The sequence below is a fragment of the Arthrobacter castelli DSM 16402 genome (assembly GCF_000430705.1).
GTDB classification, from domain to species: Bacteria; Actinomycetota; Actinomycetes; order Actinomycetales; family Micrococcaceae; genus Arthrobacter_C; species Arthrobacter_C castelli.
Window position 1 is genome coordinate 106,129 of the sequence record NZ_AUMN01000016.1, and the last position, 8,958, is coordinate 115,086.

The 8,958-nt window shown below is 60.8% G+C and carries 8 protein-coding genes and 2 tRNA genes; 9 read left to right on the forward strand and 1 reads right to left on the reverse strand.

What is annotated here, in order from left to right; genetic code table 11:
* Positions 1 to 60 precede the first annotated feature (60 nt).
* From gyrA to H535_RS0116640, 5 genes are all read left to right on the forward strand, one after another.
* Positions 61 to 2,742: a DNA gyrase subunit A gene (gene gyrA / locus H535_RS0116620; RefSeq protein ID WP_026820430.1), complete on the forward strand. Its 2,682-nt coding sequence runs from the start codon at positions 61 to 63 to the stop codon at positions 2,740 to 2,742.
* On the forward strand, positions 2,739 to 3,317 hold the full coding sequence (locus tag H535_RS26185) for a DUF3566 domain-containing protein (protein ID WP_051299449.1): 579 nt from the start codon (positions 2,739 to 2,741) through the stop codon (positions 3,315 to 3,317). The genes gyrA and H535_RS26185 overlap by 4 nt, the downstream gene beginning before the upstream one ends.
* A 56-nt stretch (positions 3,318 to 3,373) precedes the next feature.
* A tRNA-Ile gene (locus H535_RS0116630) sits at positions 3,374 to 3,450 on the forward strand.
* A 30-nt stretch (positions 3,451 to 3,480) separates the two neighbouring features.
* Positions 3,481 to 3,597 (forward strand): DLW-39 family protein, encoded by a 117-nt coding sequence (locus H535_RS29685; RefSeq protein WP_211236616.1) that lies wholly within the window; start codon positions 3,481 to 3,483, stop codon positions 3,595 to 3,597.
* Positions 3,598 to 3,649: 52 nt separating this feature from the next.
* Positions 3,650 to 3,722, forward strand: a tRNA-Ala gene (locus H535_RS0116640).
* 171 nt (positions 3,723 to 3,893) lie between these two features.
* Here H535_RS0116640 and H535_RS26190 read toward each other — a convergent pair.
* Complete coding sequence (locus tag H535_RS26190; RefSeq protein WP_035770022.1) at positions 3,894 to 4,796, reverse strand: hypothetical protein; 903 nt, start codon at positions 4,794 to 4,796, stop codon at positions 3,894 to 3,896.
* Between the two features lie 156 nt (positions 4,797 to 4,952).
* Here H535_RS26190 and H535_RS0116650 point away from each other — a divergent pair, with 156 nt between their 5' ends.
* The 4 genes from H535_RS0116650 to H535_RS0116665 form a co-directional block, all read left to right on the forward strand.
* The gene (locus H535_RS0116650; protein ID WP_026820431.1) at positions 4,953 to 5,495 is read left to right on the forward strand and encodes a peptidylprolyl isomerase; all 543 of its coding nucleotides are present in this window, start codon (positions 4,953 to 4,955) and stop codon (positions 5,493 to 5,495) included.
* A gap of 90 nt (positions 5,496 to 5,585) precedes the next feature.
* The gene (locus tag H535_RS0116655; RefSeq protein WP_026820432.1) at positions 5,586 to 6,425 is read left to right on the forward strand and encodes a rhomboid family intramembrane serine protease; all 840 of its coding nucleotides are present in this window, start codon (positions 5,586 to 5,588) and stop codon (positions 6,423 to 6,425) included.
* A 330-nt stretch (positions 6,426 to 6,755) separates the two neighbouring features.
* A complete protein-coding gene (locus H535_RS26195) occupies positions 6,756 to 7,508 on the forward strand; it encodes a TnsA-like heteromeric transposase endonuclease subunit (protein ID WP_081416760.1) in 753 nt (250 codons plus the stop codon).
* Positions 7,495 to 8,958, forward strand: a 1,464-nt coding sequence (locus tag H535_RS0116665) for a helix-turn-helix domain-containing protein (RefSeq protein WP_051299451.1), incomplete at its 3' end; no start/stop codon positions are given. The genes H535_RS26195 and H535_RS0116665, both read left to right, overlap by 14 nt.

Consider the following 8,958-nt stretch of genomic DNA (forward strand, 5'->3'; position numbering starts at 1 on the left):
GGCCGGACGTGGACAAGCGATGTTGGCATTCGATGAGATTACGAACGGAACTGGGAAAGTATGAGCGACGAAACTCCTGAAAATCCTGCGGACGAGACGCCGGTGGAGGGCGAAGTGGTGGCCGGCGCGACAATGGTCGACCGTGTGGAACAGGTGGACCTGCAGCTCGAAATGCAGCGCTCCTATCTGGACTACGCCATGGCAGTCATCATTGGCCGTGCCTTGCCCGATGTCCGCGACGGCTTGAAGCCCGTGCACCGTCGGGTGCTGTATGCCATGTTCGACGGCGGCTACCGTCCGGACCGTTCCTTCAACAAGTGCGCCCGCGTCGTCGGCGAAGTGATGGGCCAGTACCACCCGCACGGGGACATGGCCATCTACGATGCGCTGGTGCGGCTCATCCAGGACTGGACCATGCGCTACCCGCTGGCGCTCGGCCAGGGCAACTTCGGCTCCCCGGGTAACGATTCCCCCGCGGCGCCGCGTTACACCGAGACCAAGATGGCGCAGCTGGCCATGGAAATGGTCCGGGACATCGACGAGGAGACCGTCGATTTCAAGGACAACTACGACGGCAAAAACCAGGAACCAACGATCCTGCCGTCGCGCTTTCCCAACCTGCTGGTCAACGGTTCGTCCGGTATCGCCGTCGGCATGGCCACTAATATCCCGCCCCACAACCTCCGCGAAGTGGCCGAGGGTGTGCAGTGGCTGCTGGCCCATCCTGAGGCCAGCAAAGAGGAATTGCTGGAGGCCCTGATCGTGAGGATCAAGGGGCCCGACTTCCCGACCGGCGCCCAAATCCTGGGCCACCGCGGCATTGAGGACGCGTACCGGACCGGCCGCGGCTCGATCACCATGCGTGCGGTGGTCAATGTGGAGGAGATCCAGGGCCGCACCTGTCTTGTTGTCACCGAACTGCCGTACCAGGCGAACCCGGACAACCTGGCTATCAAGATTGCCGAACTGGTCAAGGACGGCAAGGTCCAGGGCATTGCCGACCTGCGTGATGAAACGTCCGGACGGACCGGGCAGCGGCTGGTGATCGTCCTTAAGCGGGATGCGATTGCCAAGGTGGTGCTGAACAACCTCTATAAGCACACCCAGCTGCAGGAGAACTTCAGCGCGAACATGCTCGCCATTGTCGACGACGTGCCGCGCACGCTGAGTCTGGATGCCTTCATCCGGCATTGGGTCACCCACCAGTTGGATGTCATCGTGCGGCGTACCCGATACCGGCTGCGCAAGGCTGAAGAGGCTGCCCATATCCTGCGCGGGTACCTGAAGGCCTTGGACGCGCTCGATGACGTGATCAACTTGATCCGCAGGTCGCAGACCGTCGAGGACGCGCGGCATGGACTGATGGATCTGCTCTCCATCGATGAACAACAGGCCCAGGCAATTTTGGACCTGCAGCTGCGCCGGCTGGCCGCCTTGGAGCGCCAGAAGATCCAGGACCAGCACGACGAACTGGAACGCAAGATCATCAGCTACAAGGAGATCCTCGCCTCCGAGGAGATGCAGCGCGGCATCGTCAGCGACGAGCTCGCCGACCTCGTGGAGAAGCACGGCGATGACCGCCGCACCGAGATCATGCGCGGTTACGACAGCGACATGAGCATGGAGGACCTCATTCCCGAAGAGGAAATGGTGGTCACCATCACCCGCGGCGGCTACGTGAAGCGTACCCGCAGCGACAACTACCGTTCGCAGAATCGCGGCGGCAAGGGCATCCGCGGGGCACAGTTGCGCGGTGACGACGTCGTCGAGCATTTCTTCGTCACCACCACCCATCACTGGTTGTTGTTCTTCACCAACCTGGGGCGTGTGTACCGGGCGAAGGCATACGAGCTCATTGAGGCGGCGCGCGATGCCAAGGGACAGCATGTGGCTAACTTCCTGGCGTTCCAGCCGGATGAGGAAATCGCCCAGGTACTGGATCTGCGGGACTACAATCAGGCGCCGTATCTAGTGCTGGCCACCAAGAACGGGTTGATGAAGAAGACCCGGCTTGAAGACTACGACACCAATCGTTCGGCCGGCGTGATCGCCATCAATCTGCGCGAGAACGACGAACTGGTCTCCGCCCAGCTAGTGTTCGAAACTGACGACCTGATGCTGGTCTCCCGCAAGGGTCAGTCGCTGCGTTTCACGGCCACCAACGAAGCGCTGCGCCCGATGGGCCGGGCCACTTCGGGTGTGACCGGGATGAAGTTCCGGGAGCAGGACGAACTGCTCGCGGCGGAAGTGGTGACTGATGATTCCTTTGTCTTCACTGTCACCGAGGGCGGATACGCAAAGCGCACAGCTGTGGATCAGTACCGGCTGCAGGGCCGCGGCGGGCTCGGCATCAAGGTGGCCAACCTGGTTGAGGAGCGCGGCGGTCTCGCCGGCGCGCGGATCGTCCAGGAAGGCGATGAGGTGCTGGTGGTGATGAACGGCGGAAAGGTGGTGCGCTCCAGCGTTACCGGCGTACCCGCCAAGGGCCGGGACACCATGGGAGTGGTGTTTGCCAAACCGGACAAGAACGACAGGATCATCGCCGTCGCACGCAATAGTGAACGAAACCTGGCAGCTGTCGATGAAGATGCTGAGGATTCGGACGAACCTGCCGTTATCGGCGCGGATGAGCCTGCACCCACCCCCTCTGATGAAGTACCGTTGAATCCAAATCAGCAGGCCGAAGGCATTTCCCAGGATGAGGGAACTGCTGAGCCTGACACTAATGGAGGTACCGAGTGAGCACGACCAACTCCAACCAGCGGGGCACGTCCAGCCAGGCGCGTCGGCCCCAGCCCTCCAGCGCTCCAAAGTCCGGCGGACCTGCACAGCCGCAGCAGAGTGCGGCTGGAAACTCGCCCAACCGCTACGGTTCCTCCGGTTCCGGGTCCGGCGGGCAGCAACCTCCCGGATCCAAGCCCGGATTGGTCCGGCCCGCGCCGAAGGCCAAGGTACGCCGTGCACGGCTGCTCGTCAGCAAGGTCGATCCATGGTCGGTGCTGAAGCTGGCTTTCCTGCTTTCCGTGGCGTTGGGAATTGTCACAGTGGTCGCTTCGATCGTGCTGTGGACGGTATTGGACCTCACCGGCATTTTTGACCGCGTCAACGGACTGCTGGACTCGATTATGGGCTCCGAAGGCGGACAGCCATTCGACCTGAGGGAATTCGCTTCGCTGGGCCAGGTGGCCTCGTTCGCAACTATCATCGCCGTCGTCAATGTAGTGCTGTTGACCGCGCTGGCCATGCTCTCTGCCATTCTCTACAACATTTCCTCCACCCTGGTCGGGGGAATCGGAGTCACCCTGACAGACGACTGATTTGAGCAGGGCATGGCACCTAAGGTAATGTCGTGTCTTGGCCCGAGACGGCAGACGGGCGTATAGCTCAGACGGTTAGAGCGCTTTGCTGATAACGAAGAGGTCCCAGGTTCAAGTCCTGGTACGCCCACCAACTGCCACTGAGGAAGGTCAGGAGAACACCATGAAGAAGTTGTTTGTTGTGGCAACGGCAATCGCCGGTGTACTGGCCTATAAGAAGTGGCAGGATTCAGAAGCGGAGAAATCCGTCTGGAATCAGTCGACCGACAAGGTGGACTGAACACCGTGCATCTTTCCCGGCGATCGTGCCGGGAGTGGATGGACGGGCCCTCGGGGGCATGGCGCAATTGGTAGCGCACCTGCTTTGCAAGCAGGGGGTTAGGGGTTCGAGTCCCCTTGCCTCCACCGGGAAATGACCCGGCCGGCATCAGTGCCGGCCGGGTTTTTTATTGCCTGCCGATGAAAACGGGTAAGCGGCAAGAATGTGTGTGTCCAGCCGCCGACGTATCAGCAGGTTAAAAGCCAAGGGGCCTTCCGGATCATCCGGAAGGCCCCTTGGCATTGCTTCACAGCCGATTAGCTGGTGCTGCGGTTGCCATTCTGACTGTTGGCTTCAGCCTCCTTGGCGGCGGCCCGGGTTTCAGCCTGTGGTTCCTTGGAATCCTTCTTTGCTTCGTCCGACTTGTCCGCTGCGGATTCGCTTTTTGCAGCCGGGGTCTGCTCCGCGGTGGCCGTCGTTGCCGTCGTGCTTCCGGCACCCGTGCCGGTGGTTCCCGAAGTGGCGGCAGTGCTGCTGTCACGGAATGCCGGGCTGGTGGGCGCGGGTGTCTTCCACGGATCCTCAACAGGCTTGGAAGCGCGCCAAGCGGCCGCACCCGCCGCTGCAGCGGCAAACAGAATGCCAAGAACCAGCCAGACCTTACCGCCCGACTTCTTCTTGACTTTCAAATCCTTGGATGCCTGCTTGGCAGCCTTGGTGGCGGCCTTCTTCGCCTTGGCCACTGCCTTCTTGTCCCCGGTGACCCGGGTGACGAACGCATCGAACTGCGGGGACACCTCCGTGTCATCGAGCCGGCTGGCAAAGGAATCCGCTGCCGTGCTGAGCCGGTTGGACACCTGCGGAATATAATCGTCGACGACCCGGTCCCTGGCCTGATTGATAGCCGGCGTCGCCCGGTCCAATTGGGCCTGGATGCGCGGGGTGGCCTGATCGACGGCGCCCGAAATGCGAGGTGCCATGCGGTCAAGTCCGTCCTGGATCTTCGGAGTGACTGTTGCCACTCCGCCGGCGACCCCGTCGGCAGCGCGCCTCACACCTTCCTGCACCTTCGGTGAGGCAGACTCGATGCCGCGTTCAAGCCGGGGAACGGCCCAGTTCATTCCGGATTCGAATTTCGGCCCTGCCCAGTCCCGGGCTTGTGCGACTCCCGAGTAGACATTGTCTTGAAAGTCGCGGGTCTTGTGGTCAGTTTTCTTCACAGTTACCTCCCGAGGATGGTCTCTAACCTTGTGCTAAGCCTACGTGTTACGCCGGTGCTGCGCTATTCGTTGTTCCGGCGGCCATGGATTTTCACTCACCGCTAAACGGCACTGCCGCCGTGCCGCCGTCGTCGGGCGTCATGAAAGAATGGGCTCATGACTGCTATTCCCACCGCCAAAGCGACCTTCCATACCAATCTCGGCGATATCGTCGTAAACCTGTTCGGCAATCATGCGCCGAAGACGGTGAAGAACTTCGTGGATCTGGCCACGGGTGCCCGCACTTGGACCCACCCGGAGACCGGCGAGGAAACCAGCGCCCCGTTGTACGACGGCGTCATCTTCCACCGCATCATCAAAGACTTTATGATTCAAGGTGGCGACCCGCTCGGCCAGGGTGTTGGCGGGCCCGGCTACCAGTTCGACGACGAAATCAGCCCTGATCTCGATTTTACCGAACCGTACAAGCTGGCGATGGCCAACGCCGGAATCCAGATGGGCCGCGGCACCAACGGTTCACAATTCTTCATCACCACCACCGCGACCACGTGGCTCCAGGGCAAACACTCCATCTTCGGCGAGGTGGCTGACGACGAGTCGAAGGCTGTCGTGGACAAACTGAACAACGTTGAAACCGATGGTCGGGATAAGCCACGCCAGGACGTTGCCATCGAGACTGTCGACGTCGAACAACTCTAGTCGATTCCCCATACTGGCCCCCCGGCACCCGCCGGGGGGCGTTGACGGACCGCAGGGGAGGGTCCAACTGGCCCAGAGGAGCCAATACACGTGAGTTATGGAATGCAGGCCTCCGGCCCTTCGCAGGAGGTTCCAGTCTGTCCCCGTCACGAGGACAGAGTTTCGTATGTGCGCTGCCAACGCTGCGGCCGCCCGGTCTGTGGAGAATGCCAGCGGACGGCTTCCGTTGGCGTGCAATGCGTCGACTGCGTGAAGGAATCTTCGCGGACAGCCCCGTCGCACCGGACTGTGTACGGCGGGGCTGTCCGGCCGGGCAAACCGATCGTGACCTATTCGTTGATCGGGGCAAGCGTGGCAGTCTTCATACTGCAGTTCGTTGTCCCGGGGCTGACGCAGATGTTCGGCTATGCTCCCGTCTACACGCTGCTGGAGCCATGGCGCATGCTCACGGCCTCTTTCCTGCATTCGCAGAGCTTCTTCCTCCACATTGTCTTCAACATGTACATCCTGTGGTTGATAGGCCAGTCTCTTGAACCGCTGTTGGGAAGGACGCGGTTCCTCGCGCTCTATCTGATTTCAGCATTCGGCGGGTCCGTCGGCGTGCTGCTGCTTTCACCGGTGACGACTCTCGTCATTGGTGCTTCGGGTGCGGTATTTGGGCTGTTTGGTGCCTTGTTTGTTGTTCAACGGCAGCGTGGCGGCGATGTGCGCCAGTTGGTGATCCTGATTGCGATAAACGCCGTGCTGGGATTCGTCGTGGCCAATATTGCCTGGCAGGCGCATCTCGGCGGCCTCGTCGCCGGCGGATTGGCCGCTGCCGCCATCGCATACGCCCCCCGGGGCAAGCACCGCACATTGATCCAAGCCGCCGGCCTGACCGGCGTAGTGCTGATCCTGCTCGCCCTCGGAGCGGCACGTATCTGGATCTAGAGTCGGGCCGTTTCAGACCTGCTACGCGCCCGCTGCACTTGTGGACGAACCGCGATCTTCAAAGTTATCCACACGACTCATCCACAGTGGGGACAACTTACACACATGTAATTCCACAGGTGTGAATACCGCTCCTTCCCCTACGTGACAGGGTTGACCTACTTGTCCACACAATATTTCCCCACAGGTGTGGATAACTTTCGATTGATCGCCTGTGAACATTGTGGATAACTGTAGTGTAGGTTCCGCGTTAATCTGTCAATTTCCGGATTTCGTGTCAGCAGCGTGTCAATTTCCGCGTTTCATGTCAGCGGGGGCAATACTTGGTGCATGAGCCGGGCTGACCGTCTGGATGCGACTGCGAGGTACTTCTGCCGCGTTAGGGGAGAGGTCAGCGTCCCGTGGCTCGAAGCGGATGCGGCGACTATTCTGGATGCTTATCCGGTGCGCGTTCCCGATTCGCGTTCTGGGCAGAGCAACTATTCAGGGTTGTTCTGGTCCGCGACCATTGATGCCCACCTGGTGTACGAGTCTCTGTTGGAGCTCGATCGGTTATGGCTTGCTGATTTTGATCCGGATATCACGACTATTACCAGTCAGCCGCTGTGGATCGAAGGCATGGTATCGGGAAAGGTGCGGCGTCATGCGCCCGACTTTTTGTTGAAGTCGACGCAGCGTGGCCATGTCCTGGTGGATGTGAAACCGGCTAAGGCCGCGGCGCGGCCGGAAATCCGTGAGGTATTCGACTGGACGGGTGCATTGTGCGCGCGCAAGGGGTGGGCGTATGAGGTGTGGACCGGTGCTGATGTCTTCCTGTTGAGGAACGTTCGTTTCCTTGGTTCCGCCCGCCGCGCGGAATTGATCAGTCAATCTGCTGTGGTTGCACTCCTGGACCGTTTCACCCCTGGGACAACCATCAACGCGCTGATTAAGGAAACAGCGCGAACACACGACGAAGAACAGGTCAGATCTGCTCTGCTGCATTTGATGTGGAAGCAGCTCCTGAGCACCGACCTGCGGCGTCCGTTATCAGGTGAGACGGTCCTTGATGTTGGAGTGGGAGCAAATTATGTCGAGCATTGAAATCCGCGTTGGTGCCAATGTCTGGTTCGAAGGAGCGCTCTGGCAGGTGGACGAAGTCACCGGGCGGGGCGTACGGATCCGCAAGGGTGCGACCATGCGCGAGGTGGGCGTTGGTGCATTCTCAGAAGCAGCGGTTATCAACACTGAGGAATTGCCAGCTGAATCAGAGGATCCCCTGGGAATTCTCATTACTGCCTTGACTGACAAGCAGTTGGCAAAGCTCAAAGCGATGGAAGAGCCCTTGCTGTCTCTGCTCCAGGCAGAAGCTGAGGGAGGAGAAGCCTCGGCACGGGCACTGTATGCAGAAACGGCACGGAAGCTGGGCATCTCGGAGAGGACTCTATGGCGCCGGATGGCCGCCTATAAGACGTCAGGTATCGCAGGACTGGCCGATAGCAGAACAATGCAGAAGTACGATTCGCGTGTTGATCCGCGGTGGGATGCGGCGTGTGTGCAGGTTCTGGATGCGGCGGTGTATGCCTCGACGCCGACGAGGGATGCGGTGATCCGCCGGGTCAATGCCGAAGTGGCCCGGGTCCATGGTGAGGGCGTGGTTCCGGCGCCGGGGAAGACGGCGGCCTATCGGAGGCTTAATGAGTTGGCCAAGGGCAGGCATTCGTTTGGTTCGGGGCGGGGACGCCGATCGGTGGCTGAACGGCCAGAGGGCGTGTATGGGCGGTTGAATCCGTCGTATCCGGGCGAGTACGTGTTGTTGGATACGACGCCGTTGGATGTGTTCGCGATGGAACCGGTCACCGGACGGTGGGTGCCGACCGAGCTGACGGTGGCCATTGATTTGTTCAGCCGCTGCATCCTGGGCCTGCGGCTATCGCCCGTGTCGACGAAATCCGGCGATGTCGCCAATGTCCTGTTCCAGGTGGTGCGCCCACCGGCCGGTGACGATGCCGGGGATGGTTTTCCGTATCACGGTGTGCCGAAGAATGTTCTCGTCCCCGGCGGTGAAGAGGCCTTGGATCGGGGGTGTGTGCCGTCGACGGTGGTGGTCGATCACGGCAAGCAGTATGTGTCTGATCATGTGATTGGTGCCTGCGCCCGGCTGGGGATTAATGTGCAGCCGGCGATTCCGCATAAGCCGACGGACAAACCGGCAGTGGAGCGGTTCTTCAGGACACTGCGGGAATCGTTCCTGCAGCACCTGCCTGCCTATAAGGGCCCGGACGTCTATTCACGCGGCAAGGATATCGAGGATCAGGCGTACTTGTTGGTCACGGAGATGGAGCAGCTGATCCGCGAATGGGTCGGGACCGTCTATCACGGAACGAAGCACTCGAGCCTGCAACTGCCCGACCTGCCGGGGATGTTCTTCTCCCCGGCGGAGTTGTTCGATATCGGCCGGGCCCGCACCGGTGTGCTGCGGCTTCCCGCCCGGCCGGAATTGGCCTATGAGTTCCTGCAGGTGCACTGGCGGACCATCCAGCATTACGGGGTG

Bases quoted from the DNA above. Each gene is read 5' to 3' on its own strand.
- gyrA (WP_026820430.1), top strand. From the start codon at position 61: ATGAGCGACGAAACTCCTGAAAATCCTGCGGACGAGACGCCGGTGGAG.
- H535_RS29685 (WP_211236616.1), top strand. From the start codon at position 3,481: ATGAAGAAGTTGTTTGTTGTGGCAACGGCAATCGCCGGTGTACTGGCC.
- H535_RS0116650 (WP_026820431.1), top strand. From the start codon at position 4,953: ATGACTGCTATTCCCACCGCCAAAGCGACCTTCCATACCAATCTCGGC.
- H535_RS26195 (WP_081416760.1), top strand. From the start codon at position 6,756: ATGAGCCGGGCTGACCGTCTGGATGCGACTGCGAGGTACTTCTGCCGC.